Source organism: Brevundimonas sp. ALps5 (genome assembly GCF_058681645.1).
In genome coordinates this window covers 1,980,305-2,001,884 of sequence record NZ_CM178744.1, presented here as the reverse complement: position 1 = coordinate 2,001,884, position 21,580 = coordinate 1,980,305, and the positions used below count along the sequence as shown (strand labels likewise).

At 68.0% G+C, this 21,580-nt stretch carries 21 protein-coding genes; 12 read left to right on the top strand and 9 right to left on the bottom strand.

Translation table 11 applies throughout. The annotated features are described in order from the left end of the window. Nucleotides 1-78: 78 nt before the first annotated feature. The gene (locus ACW172_RS09675; protein WP_492034835.1) at nucleotides 79-327 is read right to left on the bottom strand and encodes a ribonuclease; all 249 of its coding nucleotides are present in this window, start codon (nucleotides 325-327) and stop codon (nucleotides 79-81) included. 166 nt (nucleotides 328-493) lie between these two features. Between ACW172_RS09675 and ACW172_RS09670 the strand changes: the two genes are divergently transcribed. Beyond that, nucleotides 494-724, top strand: a complete 231-nt coding sequence (locus ACW172_RS09670; RefSeq protein WP_492034834.1) for a hypothetical protein — start codon at nucleotides 494-496, stop codon at nucleotides 722-724. After that, complete coding sequence (locus tag ACW172_RS09665) at nucleotides 703-1,152, top strand: PadR family transcriptional regulator (protein ID WP_492034833.1); 450 nt, start codon at nucleotides 703-705, stop codon at nucleotides 1,150-1,152. Before ACW172_RS09670 ends, ACW172_RS09665 begins: the two co-directional genes overlap by 22 nt. A 117-nt stretch (nucleotides 1,153-1,269) precedes the next feature. Here the strand turns inward: ACW172_RS09665 and ACW172_RS09660 are convergent, their stop codons facing one another. Beyond that, nucleotides 1,270-2,535 carry a type III PLP-dependent enzyme gene (locus ACW172_RS09660; RefSeq protein ID WP_492034832.1) on the bottom strand — a complete coding sequence of 422 codons (1,266 nt, stop codon included), beginning with the start codon at nucleotides 2,533-2,535 and terminating at the stop codon, nucleotides 1,270-1,272. A 325-nt stretch (nucleotides 2,536-2,860) separates the two neighbouring features. Between ACW172_RS09660 and phnC the strand changes: the two genes are divergently transcribed. The 4 genes from phnC (at nucleotide 2,861) to ACW172_RS09640 (ending at nucleotide 6,633) form a co-directional block, all read left to right on the top strand. Then, a complete protein-coding gene (gene phnC, locus ACW172_RS09655; RefSeq protein ID WP_492034831.1) occupies nucleotides 2,861-3,658 on the top strand; it encodes a phosphonate ABC transporter ATP-binding protein in 798 nt (265 codons plus the stop codon). Next, complete coding sequence (gene phnD, locus ACW172_RS09650; RefSeq protein WP_492034830.1) at nucleotides 3,655-4,662, top strand: phosphate/phosphite/phosphonate ABC transporter substrate-binding protein; 1,008 nt, start codon at nucleotides 3,655-3,657, stop codon at nucleotides 4,660-4,662. Before phnC ends, phnD begins: the two co-directional genes overlap by 4 nt. Further along, nucleotides 4,659-5,471 (top strand): phosphonate ABC transporter, permease protein PhnE, encoded by an 813-nt coding sequence (gene phnE / locus ACW172_RS09645; protein ID WP_492034829.1) that lies wholly within the window; start codon nucleotides 4,659-4,661, stop codon nucleotides 5,469-5,471. The genes phnD and phnE overlap by 4 nt, the downstream gene beginning before the upstream one ends. An 88-nt stretch (nucleotides 5,472-5,559) precedes the next feature. Next, nucleotides 5,560-6,633 (top strand): substrate-binding domain-containing protein, encoded by a 1,074-nt coding sequence (locus ACW172_RS09640; protein WP_492034828.1) that lies wholly within the window; start codon nucleotides 5,560-5,562, stop codon nucleotides 6,631-6,633. Between the two features lie 21 nt (nucleotides 6,634-6,654). On the opposite strand, the gene ACW172_RS09635 is transcribed toward ACW172_RS09640, so the two are convergent. From ACW172_RS09635 to ACW172_RS09625, 3 genes are all read right to left on the bottom strand, one after another. Beyond that, nucleotides 6,655-8,403 carry an ATP-binding protein gene (locus ACW172_RS09635; RefSeq protein ID WP_492034827.1) on the bottom strand — a complete coding sequence of 583 codons (1,749 nt, stop codon included), beginning with the start codon at nucleotides 8,401-8,403 and terminating at the stop codon, nucleotides 6,655-6,657. Nucleotides 8,404-8,544: 141 nt separating this feature from the next. Continuing rightward, entirely contained in the window at nucleotides 8,545-9,630 is a 1,086-nt protein-coding gene (locus ACW172_RS09630; protein ID WP_492034967.1) for a glycosyltransferase family 4 protein, read from the bottom strand. Nucleotides 9,631-9,702: 72 nt separating this feature from the next. Beyond that, nucleotides 9,703-10,104, bottom strand: a complete 402-nt coding sequence (locus tag ACW172_RS09625; RefSeq protein ID WP_492034966.1) for an Lrp/AsnC ligand binding domain-containing protein — start codon at nucleotides 10,102-10,104, stop codon at nucleotides 9,703-9,705. A 178-nt stretch (nucleotides 10,105-10,282) separates the two neighbouring features. Between ACW172_RS09625 and putA the strand changes: the two genes are divergently transcribed. Both putA and ACW172_RS09615 read left to right on the top strand, forming a co-directional pair. Beyond that, nucleotides 10,283-13,411: a bifunctional proline dehydrogenase/L-glutamate gamma-semialdehyde dehydrogenase PutA gene (putA, locus tag ACW172_RS09620; RefSeq protein ID WP_492034826.1), complete on the top strand. Its 3,129-nt coding sequence runs from the start codon at nucleotides 10,283-10,285 to the stop codon at nucleotides 13,409-13,411. 47 nt (nucleotides 13,412-13,458) lie between these two features. Then, complete coding sequence (locus ACW172_RS09615) at nucleotides 13,459-13,890, top strand: GFA family protein (protein ID WP_492034825.1); 432 nt, start codon at nucleotides 13,459-13,461, stop codon at nucleotides 13,888-13,890. Here the strand turns inward: ACW172_RS09615 and ACW172_RS09610 are convergent, their stop codons facing one another. From ACW172_RS09610 to ACW172_RS09600, 3 genes are all read right to left on the bottom strand, one after another. Continuing rightward, nucleotides 13,891-14,808, bottom strand: a complete 918-nt coding sequence (locus tag ACW172_RS09610) for a hydroxymethylglutaryl-CoA lyase (RefSeq protein ID WP_492034824.1) — start codon at nucleotides 14,806-14,808, stop codon at nucleotides 13,891-13,893. Beyond that, complete coding sequence (locus tag ACW172_RS09605) at nucleotides 14,805-16,499, bottom strand: ArnT family glycosyltransferase (RefSeq protein WP_492034823.1); 1,695 nt, start codon at nucleotides 16,497-16,499, stop codon at nucleotides 14,805-14,807. Before ACW172_RS09605 ends, ACW172_RS09610 begins: the two co-directional genes overlap by 4 nt. A gap of 81 nt (nucleotides 16,500-16,580) precedes the next feature. Then, entirely contained in the window at nucleotides 16,581-18,035 is a 1,455-nt protein-coding gene (locus ACW172_RS09600) for a glycoside hydrolase family 28 protein (RefSeq protein ID WP_492034822.1), read from the bottom strand. A gap of 132 nt (nucleotides 18,036-18,167) precedes the next feature. Here ACW172_RS09600 and ACW172_RS09595 point away from each other — a divergent pair, with 132 nt between their 5' ends. Next, the gene (locus ACW172_RS09595) at nucleotides 18,168-18,911 is read left to right on the top strand and encodes a glycosyltransferase family 2 protein (protein ID WP_492034821.1); all 744 of its coding nucleotides are present in this window, start codon (nucleotides 18,168-18,170) and stop codon (nucleotides 18,909-18,911) included. Nucleotides 18,912-19,125: 214 nt separating this feature from the next. Then, nucleotides 19,126-19,551, top strand: coding sequence for a hypothetical protein (locus ACW172_RS09590; protein ID WP_492034820.1), 426 nt, complete (start codon nucleotides 19,126-19,128; stop codon nucleotides 19,549-19,551). Nucleotides 19,552-19,595: 44 nt separating this feature from the next. Here ACW172_RS09590 and hslV read toward each other — a convergent pair whose 3' ends face one another. Continuing rightward, on the bottom strand, nucleotides 19,596-20,168 hold the full coding sequence (gene hslV / locus ACW172_RS09585) for an ATP-dependent protease subunit HslV (protein WP_492034819.1): 573 nt from the start codon (nucleotides 20,166-20,168) through the stop codon (nucleotides 19,596-19,598). 155 nt (nucleotides 20,169-20,323) lie between these two features. Here hslV and ACW172_RS09580 point away from each other — a divergent pair, with 155 nt between their 5' ends. Both ACW172_RS09580 and ACW172_RS09575 read left to right on the top strand, forming a co-directional pair. Then, nucleotides 20,324-20,779, top strand: a complete 456-nt coding sequence (locus ACW172_RS09580) for a BLUF domain-containing protein (RefSeq protein ID WP_492034818.1) — start codon at nucleotides 20,324-20,326, stop codon at nucleotides 20,777-20,779. A 45-nt stretch (nucleotides 20,780-20,824) separates the two neighbouring features. Next, a complete protein-coding gene (locus ACW172_RS09575; protein WP_492034817.1) occupies nucleotides 20,825-21,580 on the top strand; it encodes a HesA/MoeB/ThiF family protein in 756 nt (251 codons plus the stop codon).

The following is a 21,580-nucleotide window of genomic DNA, read 5'->3' as shown; positions in this document are numbered from 1 at the left end:
TGACGCCACCGTGGCCCATCGTTGCGGCGGCGGCAAGGCGCTACGGCGCCGCTCGGACGACCGATGATGACGCGAGGGTCAGTCTTCGGAGGCTTCGGTCTTGTCGACCATGCCCTCGCTGGCGAGGGTTTCATTGATCAGCTCCTGATCCGGATCGTCGTCCGAACCCGAGGCCGAGCCGCCCCGTAGTGAGCCCGCCCGGGTGTCGGAGCCGGAATCGGTGCCGTTCAGGACGTCGATCAGGGTGTCGGCGGTCCGGCCCAGATCGGGCTTCTCGCCGATGTCGTCGGCTTCGCGGGCGTCCTCGGTGACATGGGGGTCTGACATGGCGGGCTCCTTCTCGAGACAAAAGCCCACGAGCGAGGCCCCGGTTCCGATCTTGCAAAAGATATATCTCAAGACCCTTGCGTAACGCTCTTAAAGATATATCATGGCGACATGAAAACGAAGGAACACACGATGTTTGGATTTTACGAGGACCGCGAAGGACGCGGTGAGAACGAACGCGGCGGCCGTCATGAAGGTCGAGGGGGCCGCCACTCCTGCGGCGAAGGCATGCGCCACGGCGGGGGCCGCTTCGGCGGTCATCACGCCGGCCCGTTCGGCGGCCGCCATGCTGGCCCGTTCGGCCGCATGGGTCGCGGCGAAGGCCGCGGAATGGGAGAGCGCGGTGAAGGCCGCGGCCCGGGACGCGGGCGCCGCATGTTCGGCCCCGGCGATCTGAGGCTGGTGCTTCTGGCCCTGATCGAACAGGAGCCGCGCCACGGCTATGACCTGATCAAGGCCATCGAGACGGCCTTCGGCGGCGGCTACGCCCCCTCGCCCGGCGTGGTCTATCCGACCCTGTCGCTGCTGGCCGACGAAGGCCTGATCGCGGGGGTCGAAGACGCCAGCGGCAAGCGGGTCTTCTCCCTGACCGACGCCGGCAAGACCTGGCTGGACGAGAACCGCGCGGCGGTCGACGGCGTCATGCAGCGCATGGCCCTGGCGGCGAAATTCGTCGCCGGCGAGCAAACCCCCGAAGTGGTGCGCGAGGCCTTCCACACCCTGCGCCAGGCCGTGACGATGAAGTCGGGCGGCTGGTCCGAAACGGAGACCGCCAAGGTCGTCGAGGCCCTGATGAAAGCCGTGCGCGAAGTCAGTGGGGAATAGGAAACCCCTCCGTCTCTCCGCTTCGCTGCGAGCCATCTCACCATCGCGATGGTGAGGAAAAAAGAAGGGGCCGCGATCGCTCGCGGCCCCTTTCCGTATCCAGAGATCAGCCTCGCCTCAGCGGCGGGCCTTCTTGCGTTGGCCGGCCTTGCCCTTGGGCCGCGACAGGCGAACGACCTTGCGGGCGTTTTCCTCGGCCGTGGTGCGCACGGTCGGGATGGAGCGCGGCGCCAGGCCGTAGAGCGAGGCCATCGGGGCATCCTCGACCGCGGCGATCTCGTGATCTCCATAGCCGTTGAAGCCCGTCGACATGGCTACGCCGTAAGCGCCCAGCATGCCGATCTCGATGAAGTCGCCTTCACGGATGTCGGCCGGCAGCCAGAACGGACCCGGCATGTGGTCGATCGAGTCGCAGGTCGGGCCGTAGAACTGGAACGGCTTCAGCTCGTCCGAGGACGCGCCGTCGCGGACCAGCTTGGTCGGGAAGGGCCAGCGCGAGTGGGTCGCGTCGAACAGGGCGCCGTAGGAGCCGTCGTTCAGATACAGGGCGTCGCCCTTGCGCAGGTCCACGCGGCACAGCACCGACGAGGACTCGGCGACCAGCGCCCGGCCGGGCTCGCACCACAGCTCGGTCGTTTCCGACACCGGCATCTCGTTGAAGCCGCGATGGATGGCGTCGGCGTATTCGCTCATGTCAGGCGGAACCATGCCCGGATAGACCGAGGGGAAGCCGCCGCCGACGTCGACGATGTCCACGATGACGCCCGCACGGCTGATCGACCGGCCGACCTGGGCCATGGCGGCCTGGAAGGCGGTCGGGCGCATGCATTGCGAACCGACGTGGAAGGAGACGCCCATCAGGCCGTCCTTGACCGCACGGCGCACCGACAGCAGCAGGGCCGGGGCCTGATCCGGCGAGACGCCGAACTTGCCCGACAGCGTATAGGCCGCGCCCTCGGCCGAGACGGCCATGCGCACGATCAGGTTCAGATCGTCAGCGCCGCCGGTGCAGTCGAGGATCTTCTGCAGCTCCTCCTCGCAGTCGAGCGAGAAGGTGCGAACGCCGTGATCGAAATAGGCCTTGGTGATCGCCGTCCGGCTCTTGACCGGGTGCATGAAGGCGATGCGCGCGTCGGGATCGACGGAGCGCACGAGTTCGATCTCGGCGATCGAAGCCGCATCGTAGCCTTTAACGCCGGCGTCCTTCAGGGCCTCAATGACCCAGCGCGAAGGGTTCGCCTTCACTGCATAGAAGACGTCGGCTTTCAGATTGTCCTGGAACCAGCGCGCCGCTACGGAAACCGTCGCCGGCCGCACGAGTGCGACAGGACGTTCGGGGGACCGCTCGCGGACCAGGTCCAGGGGGAAATGATACGTGCGCAATTCACGTAAACCCCTGTAATTGTTAAACCCAGACCGGCGTTAGCAGCGCAACGTTAGACCTACGGGGTCCGCCGGAGAGGGCGATGTAGGGTCACGGGACTGTCATGTAAAGAGGTTTTTTCAAGGCGTGGCCTGGCGGAAGGCCGCTTTGGTCCGCCTGCGGAAGATTCAGGGTTTTCAACGGGAAGCCCCCAAAGCCCCTCCAGGGTGTCGCCCTTTGTCCACAGCACTGGACGCCCTATCGGGCCGCGTGGCATTAAGACTTGCCGGAACGCCTCTCTCGCGTCATTCGGCGCCCCCGTTTCAGCCGCCGTCAGCGAGCCCGATGAGTTCCACCGCCCCAGCCGTCGCATCCGTTCGCGGTGTGTCGAAGACCTACGGCGCCCGCAAGGCGCTGGACGGCGTATCGGTGGAGGTCGCCGCCGGAGAAATGGTCGCCCTGATCGGTCCGTCCGGATCGGGCAAGTCGACCCTGCTGCGCTCCATCACCGGCATGCACACCATCGACCGCGGTCCGGGCGTCATCCAGGTCTTCGGCCAGACGGTGCAGAAGGACGGCCGCCTGACCGGCCAGACGCGCGCCGCCCGCGCCAAGCTCGGCATGATCTTCCAGCAGTTCAACCTGGTCGGTCGTCTGTCGCTGTTTTCCAACGTCATGCTGGGCGCGCTCGGTCGCCTGCCCGGCTGGCGCGGCATCCTCGGCGCGTGGCCGAAGGCGGACAAGGACAAGGCCATGGCGGCCCTGCACCGCGTCGGCGTCGCCGACTACGCCGCCCAGCGCGCCAACACCCTTTCGGGCGGTCAGCAGCAGCGCGGCGCCATCGCCCGCGCCATCGTCCAGGGCGCCCAGGCCGTCCTCGCCGACGAGCCCGTCGCCTCCCTCGACCCCGTCTCGGCCCGAAAGGTCATGGAGCTGCTGGTCGAGCTGAACCAGCGCGACGGCCTCGGCGTCATCGTCACCCTGCACCAGGTCGACTACGCCATCCGCTATTGCGAGCGCGTCATCGCGCTGAAGTCCGGCAAGATCGTCTACGACGGTCCCTCGACGGGCCTGGACACCAAGACCCTCATCGACATCTACGGTCCCGAGTTCGAGGACGCGTTCTGGGAAGCCAAGGCATGACCCGCACCCTTCTGTCCCGCCGCCTGCTCGGCCTCGCGGCGGTCGCCGCCATCGCGCTCGGCGTCGCCTCCTGCGGCGGCGGCGAGAAGAAGGCCTCGGGCGCCATGCCGACCGAGATCACCTTCTCCATCCTGTCCGCCGAAGGCCAGGCCTCGGCCGGTCCGCTGTGGCAGCCGCTGCTCGACGACATGGCCAAGGCCACGGGCGTGAAGATCAAGCCCTTCTTCGGCTCCAACTACACCGTCCTGGTCGAGGCCATGCGCGGCGAACAGACCCAGGTCGGCTGGTTCTCGGCCAAGCCGGCGCTGGAAGCCGTCGACCGCGCCAATGCCGAGGTCATCGCCCGCACCGTCAACAAGGAAGGGCTGGACAGCTACCAGGCCACACTGATCGCCCGCAAGGATTCGGGCATCACGCTCGACATGGTCCTGGCCTGCGGCAAGAAGTACAATTTCGGCATCGGCGACGCCCAGTCGACCTCGGGCACCCTCGCCCCCATGTCCTTCCTGTTCAATCCGCGCGGGATCGTTCCCGCGTCCTGCTTCAAGACCGTGCGCTCGGCCAACCACCAGTCGAACGCGCTCGGCGTCGCCTCGGGCGTGCTGGACGTAGCGACCTCGAACAGCGTCAACACCGTCTTCATGAACCGCGAAAACCCGGTCATGGCCGCCCAGATCCACGACATCTGGCAATCCCCGCCGATCCCGGAATCGGGCATCGTCGTCGCTGAAACCCTGCCGCCGGCCCTGAAGGAGAAGATCCGCTCCTTCTTCCTGTCCTACGGCAAGGGCACGGGTCCCGACGCCGACCGTCAGCGTCAGGTCCTGGCCGCGCTTGAGTATTCCGAATTCCGCGCCGCCGACGACGGCTATCTGGATCCCATCCGCGTCATGGTCGCCGACCAGAAGCTGACGGAGGCGAAGGCCAAGGGCGACGCCGCGGGCGTCACCGCCGCCGAGGCCGAGCTGCAACGTCTTCGCGCCCGCGCCGAGGTCCAGCCTTGACCACCGCTCCCCTCGACCTGAACGTCATCCCCAAGGCGCCGTCCAAGCCCCTGGGGGCCATCCTGCTGGACCTGCTGATCTGGGGCGGCGTCGCCGTGGTGCTGGTCTACAGCATCAAGGCCGTCAATCTGGGCGACATCACCAAGCTGTTCGAGCGCAACGAACACACCCAGGACTTCATCGCCGAACTGCTCCGGCCCGACTTCGCCGACTGGAAGATCTATGTCGCCAAGATGTGGGAAACCGTCCAGATCGCCCTCTGGGGCACCTTCCTGGCGATCTTCGCGGCCATCCCGCTGGGCCTCGCCGCCGCGCGCAACATCGCCCCGATCTGGGTGGTGACGCCTGTGCGCTGGGTGATGAACCTGCTGCGCTCGATCCCCGACCTGGTCATCGGCCTGCTGTTCGTCGTCGCCGTGGGTCTGGGGCCCCTGCCCGGCGTCCTGGCCATCGCCCTGAACACCGCCGGCGTCCTGGCCAAGCTGTTTTCCGAGGCGGTCGAGTCGATCGACAAGGGTCCGGTCGAGGGCGTGCGCGCCACCGGCGCCTCGCCCCTGCACGAGATTTTCTGGGGCGTCATTCCCCAGGTCGCGCCCCTGTGGACCTCCTTCGCCCTCTATCGCTTCGAGTCCAACAGCCGTTCGGCTACGGTGCTCGGCCTGATCGGCGCGGGCGGCATCGGCCAGGTCCTGTTCGACCGTATGAACGCCTTCGACTTCCGCTCGGTGTCGGCGGTGGTGCTGATCATCATCGTGGCGGTCACCCTGATCGACATGCTGTCCCAGACCATGCGCAAGCGCCTGCTCTGACGGGCGAAGGCCGCTCGCGAAAACGGTTGTCCAATCGTCACAAAAGCCTGCTCTAAGCGCGGCGGAAACGCCGCCCGGAGAAGGTCCGATGACCCGCAAGCAACTCGCCGCATCGGCCGCCCTGATGGCGGTGACCATGGTCGCCGTCGCCGCCTGCGGTCAGGGTGCCGGCGGCCCCCAGGCCCAGCGTTCGGGCATCTGGGCCGCCGGGTCCTCGACGGTCTTCCCCTTCGCCACCCGCGTCGCCGAGAATTTCGGCCGCAACAATCCCGGCGTCGCCGCGCCCCGCGTCGAATCCCTGGGCACCGGCGGCGGCATCCAGGCCTTCTGCCAGGGCGTCGGCCCCTCGACCCCGGACATCGCCAACGCCTCGCGCCCGCTGAAGAAGTCGGAGTACGAACTGTGCCGCAAGAACGGCGTCACCGAGATCGTCGAGATCAAGATCGGCTTCGACGGTATCGTCATCGCCACGGCGCGCAACGGCAACGGCTTCAACTTCGAGCTCAACGACCTTTATGAGGGTCTGGCCAAGACTGTACCCGGCGCCGGAGGGGCTCTCGTCGACAATCCGGCGACAACATGGAACCAGGTCAACCCGGGCCTGCCCAACCAGCGCATCCAGGTCTATGGCCCGCCGCCGACCTCGGGCACCCGCGACGCCTTCCTCGAGCTCGGCATGGCCCCCGGCGGGATGCTGGTCCCCGCCGTCGCCGCCTTCAAGGACGACAAGACCAGGTTCGAGACCCTCACCCACACCCTGCGCGAGGATGGCGCCTGGATCGACGCCGGCGAGAACGACAACGCCATCGTCCAGACCCTGACCCGCACGCCCGGCTCGCTGGGCGTCTTCGGCTTCTCTTTCCTGGAGCAGAACCTCGACACGGTGAAGGCCGAGACCATCGACGGCGTCGCCCCGACCGCCGAGACCATCGCCGACGGCTCCTATCCGCTGGCCCGCAGCCTCTACATCTACGTCAAGAAGGCGCACATCGGGGTCACCCCCGGGCTGCAGCAGTTCATCTCCGAGTTCATGTCGGATTCCGCGACCGGCAAGGGCGGCTATCTGCAGGACCGGGGCCTGGTGCCCCTGCCCGAAGACCAGCTTCAGGCCCAGCGCGCGATCGCCGCCAATCTGACCCCCATGGCGGCGCCGGCCAAATAGGGTCAGCGACCTCGGCCGGGCTCAGGCCGCAGCGAGGACCCCGGAACGGGCCGCGTCGACGTCATTGTCTTCCAGCACCCGGGCCATGGCGCGCATGAGTTCGTCCATCTGGATGGGCTTGCCGACCACGGCGTCCATGCCGATGCTGCGGTAGTCCTCGATCTGATGGGTCATGACATTGGCCGTCAGGGCGATGATCGGGGTGTGGTCGCGACCTTCCGAGAACTCCTCGGCGCGAATGGCCGCGGTCGCCGACGGTCCGTCCATGACCGGCATCTGGACGTCCATCAGGATCAGGTCCCACTGCCCTTCGCGCCAGGCGTCGACGGCCAGGGCGCCGTTCTCGACGATGGTCGGGACGATCCCGGCCTGGGCCAGGAGCACCGTCAGCACCTGACGATTCACCGGATGGTCCTCGGCGGCCAGGACGCGCAAGGCGCGCCCTTCATCGGCGGCCTCAGCGGCGGCGACGGCGGCGATCGCCTCGCCCTTCTCGCTCAGACGCTCGAGCGGCAGGCGGGTCACGAAGCGCAAGCCATGCGGCTCGACGGCCTCGGCGACGATCGATCCGCCCATCAGGGCGCTCAGCTCGCTGCAGATCGACAGGCCCAGACCCGTGCCGCCGAACCGGCGCGTGGTCGAGACGTCGGCCTGTTCGAACTTCTTGAACAGCCGGCCCATATGCTCGGGCGTGCAGCCCGGACCGGTGTCCTGAACGATCAGGATCAGGTCGCCGCCGTCGCGGCGCGCCGAGACGGTGATGCCGCCCGCGTCGGTGAACTTGACCGCGTTGGAGATCAGATTGGCCAGGATCTGCCGCAGCCGGAGCGCGTCGCCCATGTAGCGGCCCTCGGCCGAGGGATCGACGACCGAGGTGAAGCTCAGACCCTTGGACAGGGCGATGGCCTCGAAGCTGGCCTCGGCCTGACGGATCGTCGGCTCCAGATCGAACGGACGGTTCTCCAGCTCGATCTTGCCGGCCTCGACCTTGGCCAGGTCCAGAACGTCGTTGACGATGGCCAGGAGCGCTTGCCCCGACTGGCTGACGACCTCCAGTCGCTCGCGTTGGCGGCCCGACAGCTCATCGGCGCCCATGGCCTGGGCCATGCCCAGCACCCCGTTGAGAGGGGTGCGGATCTCATGGCTCATCACGGTCAGGAATTCCGACTTGGCCTTGTTGGCCTCGACGGCCTCGGCCTGGGCGCGTCGCACCTCGATCATGGTCACGGCCAGCTGCCGCCAGGTCATCAGGCTGGCGACGACCAGCATCATGATGGCCACCAACACCTGGAAGGATTCGAGTAGCGGCGCCCCGCGCAGGGCCATGGCCACGGGCAGGACCAGGGCGAAGGCCAGGTGCGGCGCCACCGACGCCAGCACCAGCGGACGCGAGGTGGTGGAAATCATGATGGCGTTCAGGATCGAACCGCCGAACAGCATGGCCGAACAGGAGATGGCCAGCCCCGAGCCGCTACGCAGTTCCGCCAGGCCGATGCTGGCGAAGGCCAGGTTGTTGACCAGAATCATGACCACGGCCGCGCGGGCCCAGTCCTTGCGGTTCAGCCGGGTGCTCCAGGCTCCGTTCGGGCCGAAATCGAGTTCGATCCACTGCAGGGCGCAATAGACGCCGAACCAGGCGAAGGCGAAGCCCAGGCCGGTGAAGGAGTGGAAGACCAGGGCGATCAGGCCGGCGATGGCCACGCGCAGGCGCCATTGCCCGGCGCGCGCATTCATTGCTGCCTTGATCTCGTCGGTCCAGTCGGACGGCATGTGTAATTTCCCCGATGGGGAACTACACTCCAGTTTGGTTCACAGAGTGTAAACTCGACGAACCCCGTTCTGTATTTTCCGCCTGAAAACTCAACCGTCTGTGGACGGCGTCCAGTCGGGCTGCCAGGTCAGGCCGGGGCGTCAGGCGGCGGCGCGGCGGCGCACCCGGGCGATGCGTCGAAGACGGCGCCAGAAGCGGCCGCGCTCGGGCTCGGGATAGGGTTCGAGGTTCTCGACGAACTGCTCGGCCGAGGCGCGCCAGCTGAATTTCTCGGCATAGGCACGGACCGACTTGCGGTCGCACTCCAGGGCCTTGAGGCAGGCGGCCTTCAGATCCTCGTCGATGGCGCCGGCGTTGGAGCCCGGGATGATGTCGATGGGGCCGTGGGCCGGGTAGGCGGCGACCGGAGTCCCCGCCGCCATGGCCTCCAGGATCACCAGGCCGAAGGTGTCGGTCCAGCTGGGGAAGACGAAGACGTCGGCGTCGCGGAAGCAGCGGGCCAGCTCCTGGCCGAAGCGGGCGCCGAGGAATTTGGCGTTGGGATAGCGCTCTTCCAGATCGGCGCGGGCCGGGCCGTCGCCGACCACGATCTTGGTGCCCGGCAGGTCGGTCTCGAGGAAGGCCTCGATGTTCTTCTCGACGGCGACGCGGCCGACGTTCAGCCAGAAGGGCCGCGGCCAGTCTTTCCCACCGAGTTCGTCGAAGATGCGTTCGAGCTCGGGGTTGAACTGTTCGGTATCGACGCCGCGCGTCCAGGGCGAGACGTTCTTGAAGCCGTGCGCCTGCAGCTCGTCACGCAGGGTCGGGGTGGCCACCATCAGCCGTCCCGACGGCTTGTGGAACCACTTCATATAGGCGTAGCCGACCTGGACCGGGATCGGGAAACGGGCCGAGACGTACTCGGGGAATTTGGTGTGATAGCTGGTCGTGAACGGCAGCTTCCACTCCACGCAGATGCGCCGCATGGCGATGCCGATCGGCCCCTCGGTGGCGATGTGCACCGCCTCGGGCTCGAAGGCGCGCAGGCGTTCGCGGATCTCTTCCTCGGCACCGAGCGCCAGCCGGATTTCAGGATAGGTCGGGCAGGGAATGGTCTTGAACTGGCTGGGCTCGATGACCTCGACCTCATGGCCCATGGCGCGGCATTCCGCGACCGTGCGGGTCAGGGTGCGGACGACGCCGTTGACCTGGGGCTCCCAGGCGTCGGTGGCCAGAACGATACGCATGTGGGCCGAGTGGCTCCCGCCGTTGTCGAGCAGGAAGCCATAGCGGGTCACGGCGACGATTGCGAGACGCGTTTAGAGCGGAAGCGCCGTCGTCGATTTCACCTCTTCGAGAACGGCGTAGGTGCGGGTCTCGCGCACCCCCGGCATCCGCGTCAGCACATCGCCGAGGAAGGCGCGGTAGGCATCCATGTCCCCGACCCGGGCCTTGATCAGGTAGTCGAAGCCGCCGGCGACCATGTGGCACTCCAGCACCTCCGGCTGGCGACGCACCATCCCGGCGAAGGCCTCGAACTGGTCGCCCGTGGTGCGGTCCAGCAGGACCTCGACGAAGATCATCAGCCCGCGCCCGACCTTGGCCGGATCGATCAGGGCCGCATAGCCGGTGATGACGCCGCGCTCCCTCAGCCGCCGGACCCGCTCGAAACAGGCGGCGGGCGACAGATTGCACCGCCGGGCCAGTTCCGCGTTGGACATGCGGCCGTCTTCCTGCAGGGCCTTGAGCAGGCGGCGGTCGACCGGATCGAGATTTTCAACGGCCAAAGGCGGCTTTCTCCAAACGATCTTCGGCTTGAGCGGCGATCATACGATGCACATTCGGACAGGCCCGCCATATACGCAAGACAGTCGGGCCGGAAGGCCGAGAGGACGCCGCATGACCACGCCCGCCCCCTTCAACGCTTCCGCCTATGCCCATTGGGACACGCTGGACCACGGCAAGTTCGCCGATGAGCGTGAGGCCGTCGCCGCCAACCTGGGCCGCATTCCGCTGGACGCCGCCGGGCGTCGCGCCGTCGTGGACGAGGCCACCGCCCTGGTCGAACACGCCCGCCAGAGCCAGAAGAAGCAGGGCGTCGTCGAAAGCTTCCTGCAGGAGTTCTCGCTCGGCACCCGCGAAGGTCTGGCCTTGATGTGCCTGGCCGAGGCCCTGCTGCGCACCCCCGACGAAGACACCCGCGACCGGCTGATCGCCGAGAAGATCGGTTCGGCCGACTGGGCGTCCCACCTCGGCCAGTCCGACAGCCTGTTCGTCAACGCCTCGACCTGGGGCCTGATGCTGACCGGCAAGCTGGTCGACGCCGACGAAGAGGCCAAGACCGACCTGCCGGGCTTCCTGAAGCGCGTCGCGGGCCGTCTGGGCGAGCCGGTCATCCGTCAGGCCGTCGCCGCCGCCGTGCGCATCATGGGCGAGCAGTTCGTGGTCGGCCGCACCATCGAGGCGGCGCTGAAGCGGTCGAACAAGGAGGGCTGGCTCTGCTCCTTCGACATGCTGGGCGAGGGCGCCCGCACCGCCGCCGACGCCGAACGCTATGAGCGCATCTACGCCGACGCCATCACCGCCGTCGGCAAGACGGCGAAAGGTCAGGGCCCCGAGGTCGGCCACGGCGTCTCGGTCAAGCTCTCGGCCCTGTCGCCCCGCTACGAGGCGACGCACGAGGACCGGGTCTGGTCCGAGCTCTATCCGCGCATCAAGCGGCTGGCCCTGATCGCGGCCTCCTACGACATCAACTTCACCATGGACGCGGAGGAGGCCGACCGTCTGGCCCTGTCGCTGAAGCTGCTGGACCGGCTGGCCAATGAGCCGGAGCTGGGATCATGGACCGGCCTCGGCCTCGCCGTTCAGGCCTATCAAAAGCGCGGTCCCGAGGCGATCGCCCGCATCGCCGAACTGGCCAAGACATCTGGCCGCCGCCTGATGGTCCGTCTGGTCAAGGGCGCCTATTGGGACACGGAGATCAAACGCGCCCAAGTGTTCGGCCGCACCGACTATCCGGTCTTCACCACCAAGGCCGCGACCGACCTGAACTACCTCGTCTGCGCCCGCGCCATGATCGACGCGGCGCCGCATCTCTATTCCCAGTTCGCGACCCACAACGCCCATTCCCTGGCGGCCGTCCACCGGATGGCGGTCGAGGCTTCGGTCAAGATCGAGTTCCAGCGCCTGCATGGCATGGGCGAAGCCCTGTATGACGCCGCCGCCGACACCTTCGGCCCGGTCACGGTGCGCGCCTATGCGCCCGTCGGCGGGCATGAGGACCTGTTGCCCTATCTGGTGCGTCGCCTGCTCGAGAACGGCGCCAACTCCTCCTTCGTCCATGCCCTGCTGGACGAGCGGGTGCCGGCCTCCGCCGTCGCCGCCGACCCCATCCTTTCGGTCGAACAACACCCCGACCGCCACGCCAAGATCCCCACGCCCCAGGAGATGTACATGGACCGCCAGAACTCCCTCGGGCGCGACTATTCGCAAGCCGTCGTCCGCGAACAGCACGCCGCGGCCCTCGAAAAGGTCGACAGCGAGAAGCTGACCTCCGGCCCGCTGATCGGCGGCAAGCTGAAGGCCGGGATCAATCCGACCGATGTCACCAATCCCTTCGACCGGTCGCAGGTCCTGGGTCATGTCTCCGAGGCCTCGGAAGCCGACATCGACGCCGCCGCCGACCTCGCCGCCCGCGCCCAGATCGGCTGGGACCGTCAGGGCGGCGCCAAACGCGCCCTGACCTTGCGCGCCATGGCCGATGCGCTGGAGGCCGACATGGATCGCCTGGTGGCGCTGCTCTCGCGTGAAGCCGGCAAGACCCTGAACGACGGGGTAGCCGAGGTGCGCGAGGCCGCGGACTTCCTGCGCTACTATGCGATGCTGGCCGAGCGCGACTTCGGCGGGGCCGAGACGCTCAAGGGTCCGGTCGGGGAGGTGAACCAGCTGGTCCTGCATGGTCGCGGTGTCTTCGCCTGCATCAGCCCGTGGAACTTCCCGCTGGCCATCTTCACCGGTCAGGTCGCTGCCGCGCTGGCCGCCGGCAATGCGGTGCTGGCCAAGCCCGCCGAACAGACGCCCCTGATCGCCGCCGAGGCCGTGCGCCTGTATCACAAGGCCGGTCTGAGCCCCGACCTGCTGGCCCTCGTCCCCGGGCGTGGCGAGACGGTGGGCGCGAAGCTGGTCTCGCACCCCGGCATCGATGGCGTCGCCTTCACCGGCGGCACGGACACGGCTTCGGCCATCAACCGGTCGCTGGCCGCCCGCCCCGGCGCTATCATCCCCTTCATCGCCGAGACCGGCGGCCTGAACGCCATGTTCGTGGACACCACGGCCCTGCGTGAACAGGTCATCGACGACGTCATCCTGTCCGCTTTCGGCAGCGCCGGTCAGCGCTGCTCGGCCCTGCGCATCCTCTATGCCCCGAAGGATTCGGCCGACAGCCTGATCGAGGGGCTGAAGGGCGCGCTGGCCGCCCAGGTCGTCGCCGACCCGACCGACCCGGCCACCGACATCGGCCCGGTCATCGACGCCGAGAGCCATGCGGCGCTGGAAGCCCACGTCGAGCGGCTGTCGAAGGAGGCGAAGATCGTCGCCCGCGCCGCCCTGCCGGAGGGCGCCACGAAGGGCGATCTGTTCGCCCCGACCATCGCCGAAATCCCGACCGCCGACTTCCTCGAGCGCGAGGTCTTCGGTCCGGTCCTGCACGTCTATCGCTATGACCCGAAGGACCTGAAGACCGTCGCCGGCAAGCTGGCCGCGCGCGGCTACGGCCTGACGCTGGGCGTCCACTCGCGCATCGAGGCCTTCGCCGAGGAGGTCGTGCGTCTGGTCCCGGCGGGCAACGTCTATATCAACCGCTCGATCACCGGCGCGGTCGTCGGCGTGCAGCCGTTCGGCGGCGAGGGCCTCAGCGGCACCGGCCCCAAGGCCGGCGGCCCCAACAGCCTGATCCGCTTCGCCTCGGAAAAGGCCATCTCGAACAACATCTCCGCCCAAGGCGGCGACCCGGCGCTGCTGAATCTGTAGACGGCAGGCGGCTTGCCCGCCTCCTGTCACGGGCCTAGCCTCCCCGCATGAACCACCCCGTCAGACACACCGGCGGCTGCCTCTGCGGGGCGCTGCGTTATGAGGCGGAGGGCGAGCCTCTCTATGCCGGCTATTGCTTCTGTACGGATTGCAGGAAGGCGTCGGGCTCGGGCTTCATTCCGTTTCTGGGGCTGGCGGCGGCGGGGGTGCGGCTGATCGGACCGGTTCAGTCCCATACCTCGACCGGCGCCCACGGCGGCCCGGCGACGCGCAACATGTGCCCGACGTGCGGAGGTCTGGTCTTCGGCGGAGAGGTCGGGGTCAGCGACAGCTACACCGTCTATGCCGGATCGCTGGACGATCCTTCCAGCTTCAAGCCGACGGTGGCCATCTTCAACGCCCGCCGTCCCGCCTGGGTCCCCCTGCCCGAGGGGCTGGAGGTGCATCAGGGCAATCCGTTCCGGGGCGTGGAGCTGTAATCAGCCCTTCGGCCAGCCGCCTGCGCGGCTAAGCGCCGATGGCGCCGGACGGCCGATCTGCTCGCCGATCCATTTCGCCGTTTCGATCAGGCCGTCGAGGTCGTAGCCGGTCGAATAGCCGCCCCGCTCCAGCATATAGACGAGGTCCTCGGTCGCGATATTGCCGGTGGCGCCGGGTGCGAACGGACAGCCGCCGATGCCGCCGACCGAGGCGTCGAGGATATCGATCCCGGCCTCGACGCCCGCGTAAGCATTGGCCAGTCCGGTATTGCGCGTGTCGTGGAAATGCAGGCGCAGGGTCGCCTCGGGCGCCGCCCGCCGGGCCGCCTCGACCTTCTTCGTCACGCTCCACGGATCGCCGACGCCGATGGTGTCGGCCAGGGCGATCTCGTCGACGCCGAGTTCGGCAATCTTGCCGACCAGATCCTGAACCTGATCCGTAGAGACCTCGCCGTCGAAGGGGCAACCCCAGACGCAGGAGAGCGTTGCGGACAGGAACGGCGTGGCGCCCGGCTCGCCCTCGGCATTGGCGCGGCCCGCGATGATGCCGGCCAGCATCTCGACCTGCTGGACCACCGACAGGCCCTGGTTCTTGAGGCCGAAGCCATCGGTGACGCTCATGGCCACATTGACCTCGTCCACCGCCGTGCCCAGCGCCCGATCATAGCCCTTGCCGTTGAGGACGAGGCCGATGCGACTGCGGCCCGCCTCTTTCGGGAGTGCGGCCATCACCTCTTCGGCGCCGGCCATCTGGGGCACGTATTTGGGATGGACGAAGCTGACCGCCTCGATCCGTTTCGCCCCGGCCGCCTCAAGCCGGCGCACCAGTTCGGCGCGGACGGTGGGCTCAAGAACAGCCTTTTCGTTCTGCAGCCCGTCGCGGGGACCGACCTCGACGATCTGGATGGGCCGGCTCACCGGGCATCGCCTTCGGCGGGAGCGCTCGGCGCCGCAGGCGCGCCCGTCGGCGCATAGACGGTCAGGACGACGTCGTCGCCACTGGAATAGTTGTGACCTCGCACCGTGCCGACGGCCCGACCTGAGGCGCCGGTCTGGGCCAGGGCCTGACGGAAGGCCTCGGCGTCGTGGCCCTCGACGATGGCCGGACGGCCCTCGGCCAGGGCCTTGGCGGCGCCCGCCGCATCGGTCAGTTCGGTGTCCCGGCCGGTCAGGAAGACGAAGCTGGGCTCATGGAAGGTGGTGATGGCCACCGGCCCGGGGATCAGCCCCTGATCCGGAGCGATACCGGCCTTCTCCATGGTTTCCACCAGCAGGGGGGCGACCGACAGGGGCCGTAACTGGCGCAGGGTCCCAGCGAGGGCCGCATGGGCCGTGACCCCGAAGGCGATCGAGACCAGCAGGGCCGAGATCGCCGCCCCCTTCAGAAGGATGAAGGCCCCGCCGATGCCCGCCACCGCCGCGCACAGGATGGTGATGGCCGCCCAGGTCTGGGCCGTCGAGGTGCCCCAGACCGTCAGGCCATAGACGGTGACCGCGCAGATCAGCATCGCCGCGAACACCGCCAGGCCCGCGCCGATCCGGCGGCTGACCGTTCCAATCGGCCGGGTCAGGGCCGCGGCCATCAGCAGGGCGATCGCCCCGAAGGTCGGCAGGGTGTAGTGCCACAGCTTGGTCGGGGCGGCCTCGAAGATCAGCCAGGCCGGGACCAGCCAGCAGACCATGAAGCGCACGGCCGGCTCGGCCCGGCGATGCCAGCCGGTCGACAGGGCGGCGGGCCAGAGCAGGGTCGCCGGGAACAGCAGCAGCGGCGACAGGACCAGATACATGCCGGGGAAGCCGCCGTGGCTTTCCGCCGCGCCGCTGATCTTGCCGCCGAGGTCGTGGCCTACGGCCTCACGCCAGAAGCCGCCGTCAGTGGCGATGGTGATGGCGATGGCCCAGGGCCCGACCAGCAGGGCCACCAGCGGCAGACCCCAGCCCCAGCCCAGCCGCTTCATCCATTTGACGTCGCGGTCCCAGACCGACAGGGCGATCATGGCGGGGGCCACCACGATCAGGCCGATGGGCCCCTTGATCAGAATCGACAGGCCGAGCCCCAGCCAGAACAGGAATTTATGCGGTCGTCGTGGGTCTTCGCCGGCCCGTGTCGCCAGATAGATTCGCGCCAGCCCGGCCATGGCCACGGTGACGCAGGCGCACAGCATGGCGTCGGTCTTGGCGATCCCCGCCTCGGTCGACAGCAACAGGGAGGTCCCGAGGATGGCGCCCGCGAGGAAGCCCGCCCTCTGGCCGAGCAGGGCCGCGCCCGCCCAGGCGATGGCGAATGCAGCGATCATAGAGGCCAGCAGTGACGGCAGGCGATAGGCGGCGATGTCGCGGTTCTCGACCTTGGAGGTCAGGCCGACGGCCGCCGCCTGCATCCAGTAGATGCCGACCGGCTTCTTCCAACGTGGTTCGTCCTGGAAGCGGATGTCGACATAGTCGCCGCTCTCCAGCATCTGGGAGGTGGCCTGGGCGTAGCGGCTCTCGTCGCGGTCCAGCGGCGGAAGCAGCAACAGGCCGGGCAGGCCCGCGATCAGGGCCAGCAGGGCCGCCAGCACGGGTCCGCGCCAGCCGGCGATATGGCGATCCAGGTCAGGGCGCGTCATTCCGCCCTCCTAGCACGGGTTCGGCCGTCGGCGTCAGGCCCCCCCGATACCGGAAAGTTCACCCGACGGCCGAAAGCCTGATCAGTTCGGCGCGCCCGAGGTCATGCCGAGCTTGTATCCCGCCACACCCTCGACTGCCGCGGGCCGCGCCGTCGGGATCAGGGGCTGGGCGTTCTCCAGCCCCCGCCCGGTGACGTTGTCCATGGCCAGAAGCGGGCCGGAGAAGACGTTGACCCGCACATTCTCGATGGAGACGTTCTTCATATTGGCCAGGGTCATGCCCCGGCCGCTGGTGCCGGTGATGTCCTTGAGCACGAAGCCGTCCAGCGGCTTGTCGGGATGGATCAGCACGGCCTCGACCAGCACCGGGACCTCGGTCACCTTGATCCGCTCGAAGGCGAAGTTCCTCACCGTCGGGATGCCGTCCGGCCCGCCGACCGGGAACTGGTCCTGCTTGCCGCTGTCGAGGATGTTGAGGCGCAGGAAGCCGTAGCCCGCGCCCGAGACGTCGAGGTCGCGCATGACGATATCCTCGATGAAGGCGCCGCGGCCCGGGCGGGTCTTGATGTAGATGGCGAAGGTGCGGGCGGCCAGACACTGGCAGCGCTCGACCAGGACGCGACGCACCCCGCCCGACGTCTCCGAGCCGATGCCGATACAGGCCCAGTGCTTGTCGCGGAAACTGCAGTCGAGAATGGTCACATCCTCGGTCGGCCGGGCGATAACGTTGCCCTCCATGCCGCGCCCGGATTTCAGGGAGATACAGTCGTCGGTGGTGTCGAAGTCGCAGTGGTCGAACAGGACGCGGCGGCAGGAATCGACGTCGACGCCGTCTGCGCCGCCCTTCACCGTCACCCCCCTGAAGGTCAGGTCCTCGCAATAGACCGGGTGGATCGACCACATGTCGTTCTGCTCGGTATAGACCTCGGTGATCAGGATATTGTGGCAGTTGACCAGCTCGATCAGGGCCGGATGGCGAAGGCCCGAGGCGCGGTCGACGCGGCCCGGGATGGCGGTATTGCCGAGGATCTTCCCCTTGCCCGCGATGGTGATGTTCCGGGCGTCCTGGGCCCAGACCAGGCCGATATAGCCGGGGATCCAGCGGCCCTCCCAGCGGACCTGGGTGATCGGATAGTCGGCCACGTCGGGCGAGCCCAGCAGGGTCGCCCCCTCTTCAAGCCTCAGTGTCGTATTGGAGCCGATGCGGATCGCCCCGACGACATAGGTCCCGGCCGGGACCACCACCTCGCCTCCGCCGAGCACGGCGCAACGGTCCAGCACGGTCTGGACGGCGACCGTGTCCCTGGTCGCGCCGTCCCCCTTGGCCCCGAAGTCGCGCGGGTTCAGCCGCACCCCGTTGTCGGCCCAATCGGAATGGGCCGGAAGCGCCGGCGGCGGGGTCAGGAGCCCGGTTCCGTTCTGGCCCTCGGAGGCCTGTGCGACGGCCGGCGCGGCGGCCAAGGTAACCGGTGTCATTGTCGCGCAAAAAGCGCCGAGCCCGGCGGTCGTGATGAAGTGGCGGCGATTCGCTTTCATGGTGGTTTCCTTCCCCGGAAAATGGCTTCGCGTTTTCTCGTTTTCGCCACCATGGCACACAGCCGCCCCGACAAAAACCACCAGAATGTCGCTGCACTCGCGCCCGGGCTCAGGCTCGGCTAAACAGCGGCGATGAGCGCAGACCAAATCCCCGACGTTTCCCCAGAGGTTTCAATCGTCGTCCCCGTGCATGACGAGGCCGGCGCCGCCGGACAGCTGGCGAAAGATATCGCCGCCGCCTTCCAGGGCCGCTCCTATGAGATGATCTTCGTCGACGACGCGAGCCGCGACACGACCCTGGCCGAGCTGCGCGCCCTGATGCCCGAGATGCCGACCCTGCGCGTGCTGGCCCATGCGACCAATGCCGGCCAGAGCCGGGCGGTGCGCACCGGGGTGCTGGCGGCCCGCGCGCCGATCGTGGTGACCCTGGACGGCGACGGCCAGAACCCGCCCCACGACGCTCCGCGTCTGGCCGACGCCCTGATGGCGGCGCCCGCCAATGTCGGACTGGTCGGCGGCGTCCGCGCCCGGCGTCAGGATTCGGGCGCCAAGCGTCAGGCCTCGCTGTGGGCCAACCGCATCCGCAAGAAGTTGCTCAATGACGACGCCGACGACACCGGCTGCGGGCTCAAGGCCTTCCGGCGCGACCTCTTCCTGCGCCTGCCCTACTTCGATCACATCCACCGGTATCTGCCGGCCCTGATGATCCGCGAGGGGTTCGAGAACCGCTACCTCGACGTCGACCACCGCCACCGCGAGACGGGCCGGTCGAAGTACACCAACTGGGGCCGGCTGGTGGCCTCCTTCTCGGACCTGCTGGGCGTGATGTGGCTGAAGACCCGCTCAAGGCAGCCGGGGCCGGTCAGCGAGTTCTGAGCTTCTTTTTTGGGCGCTATCGCTCGCCGCGCGGCGGCTCGCTGCTTGAGCGCGGAGGGCGAGCCCGGCCTCAAGTAGCGCAAAGCGCGATAGGCCAAAAAGAAAGCCTGCTCGCCCGCTGGGCGAGCAGGCGTGGCGGTATGGAGCGTTCCGGGATATGTATCGTTAAGAAGCGCGGCCGTTAGAGCGGCCTTCGCTCGCGAGGACCGCTGTCATGCTGATCGCCCTGCCCCTGCTGCTGATCCCGGTGGTGCTCTACAACATCGTCATCCTGTTCAGCGCCACGGGCGGGGGCGGCATGGCCGAGGCCGACGCCATCCTGCGCGATCCGCTGTTTTCGGTGCCTATGACCTCGGGCGCCAACTGGAACGTCGGCGTGGGCGACCTGATCCTGTTCCTGTCGCTGATCCTGCTGTTCTTCGAACTGCTCAAGTCGACCTCCAGCCAGAAGGTCGCCATCGTCAATCACGCCTTGTCGCTGATCGTCTTCGTGGTCTGCCTGGTCGAGTTCCTGCTGATCCGCGGCTTCGCGACCTCGACCTTCTTCCTGATCCTGACCATGGTCATGCTGGACGTGCTGGCCGGGTTCATCGTGACCATCATCGCGGCGCGGAAAGACCTCGACTTCGGCGGGGCCTGAGCCTGAACGTGAATCGTGAGTGCTCACGATTCACGAGTCACGCCTCACGACCCCAGGGTCTCCACGGTAAGATTGCCGTTGGTGTAGACGCAGATGCTGGCCGCGATGGCCATGGATTTGCGCGCGATGGCCTCGGCGTCGAGGTCGGAGTTCTCCAGAAGGGCCAGGGCCGCCGACAGGGCGTAGTTGCCGCCCGAGCCGACCGCCGCCGCCCCATGCTCCGGCTCCAGCACATCGCCGACGCCGGTGACGGTGAAGATGGAATTGGCGTCCGCCACCAGCAGCATGGCCTCCAGACGGCGCAGATAGCGGTCGGTGCGCCAGTCCTTGGCCAGATCAACGCAGGCCCGGGCCAGCTGGTCCGGATACTGCTCCAGCTTGGCCTCCAGCCGCTCGATCAGGGTGAAGGCGTCGGCCGTGGCCCCGGCGAAGCCCGCCAGCACCTTGCCGCCGGCCAGAACCCGAACCTTGCGCGCCGCGCCCTTGACGATGGTCGGTCCCATGGAGACCTGGCCGTCGCCTGCGATGACGGTTTTGCCGTTCTTGCGGACCGCGAGGATGGTGGTGCCGTGCCAGCCGGGACCGGTTTCGGAGGGAGAAGCCTTGAAATCGTTCATGGACATCAGATGGCGTGGCTGGGGCCCGCCATCAAGCTTGGGTATAAGATTCCAACATTATCGACGTTAAGTCATAATTTCGACCCATGTTATCGTTACCAGCCAAGCTTGTAGTGCCGTAGCGTCCCCCGATAGCGTCCCCAAGCGTCCTCGCCGTGTTCCCCCGCGCGGCCTCCCCCGCACCCCAGACGAAAGGCCTCGCCGTGTTGCAGCGCGCGATCTATGTCAGCGACGCCGTCGGTTCGGCCGGTCAGTCCATTCTGTCGATCGCCCAGATCCTGGGCGCCTCGGACATCAACAACCGCCGCGATGAACTGCGCGGCCTGCTGATCTTCCATCGCGGCCAGTTCCTGCAACTGGTTGAAGGCCGCCGCGCCGATCTGGACCGGCTTTTCACCCGCCTGCGCGCCGATCCACGCCACGAGAACATCCGCATGCTCATCGATGAGACCGTGATGGGCGAACCTGTGGGCGCCCATCCGATGGCCCCGGTCCGGGTGGCCGGCAAGGTCGAGGCCATGATCGGCGACCGCCCCCTGGACCGCCTGTCCCTGCCCCAGGTCGAGGCCCTGTTCACCACCGCCGCCGAAACCCTCGATCTCGCGGCCTGATCGGCCTGAGATTCCGGGCCTGACAACAGGCTGGGCGAGGCCTAGATGTCGGCCGTGGCCCAGTTTTCCGAAGATGAAGTCGAGCGGTATGCCCGCCACCTGATCCTCTCCGAGGTCGGGGGGCCCGGGCAGCAGAAACTCGCGCGCGCCCGCATCCTGATCGTCGGCGCCGGGGGCGTCGGCGGACCGGCGGCCCTCTATCTGGCGGCGGCGGGAGTCGGGACCCTCGGCATCGTCGACGCCGACACCGTGTCGCTCTCCAACCTGCAGCGCCAGATTCAGTTCGCCACCGCCGACATCGGCCGCCCCAAGGTCGAGGCCGCCGCCGAGCGGCTGAGCGGGATCAATCCGCACATCGCGGTCCGGACCCACGCCGAAATGCTGACCGCCGACACCGCCGCGCGCCTGATCGCCGACTATGACCTGGTTCTGGACGGCACCGACGATTTCCCGACCCGGTTCGCGGTCAATGCGGCCTGCGTCGCCGCGGGCGTTTCGCTGGTGTCCGGCGCGCTCGGCCGCTGGGACGGTCAGGTCGCGGTGTTCGAAGGCCGCCCCTGCTATCAATGTCTGGTCCCCGAGACGCCCCCGGACGCCGAGACCTGCGCACGCGTCGGCGTCGTCGGCGCCCTCGCGGGCGTGATCGGCGCCATGGCGGCGCTGGAGGCGATCAAGCGGATCACCGGCGCGGGCGAGCCCCTGACCGGCCGGCTGATGCTCTATGACGGGCTGAACGCCACGGCCCGGACGGTGAGGATCGCCGCAGACCCCCACTGTCCGGTGTGCTCCGCCCCCCGCTAA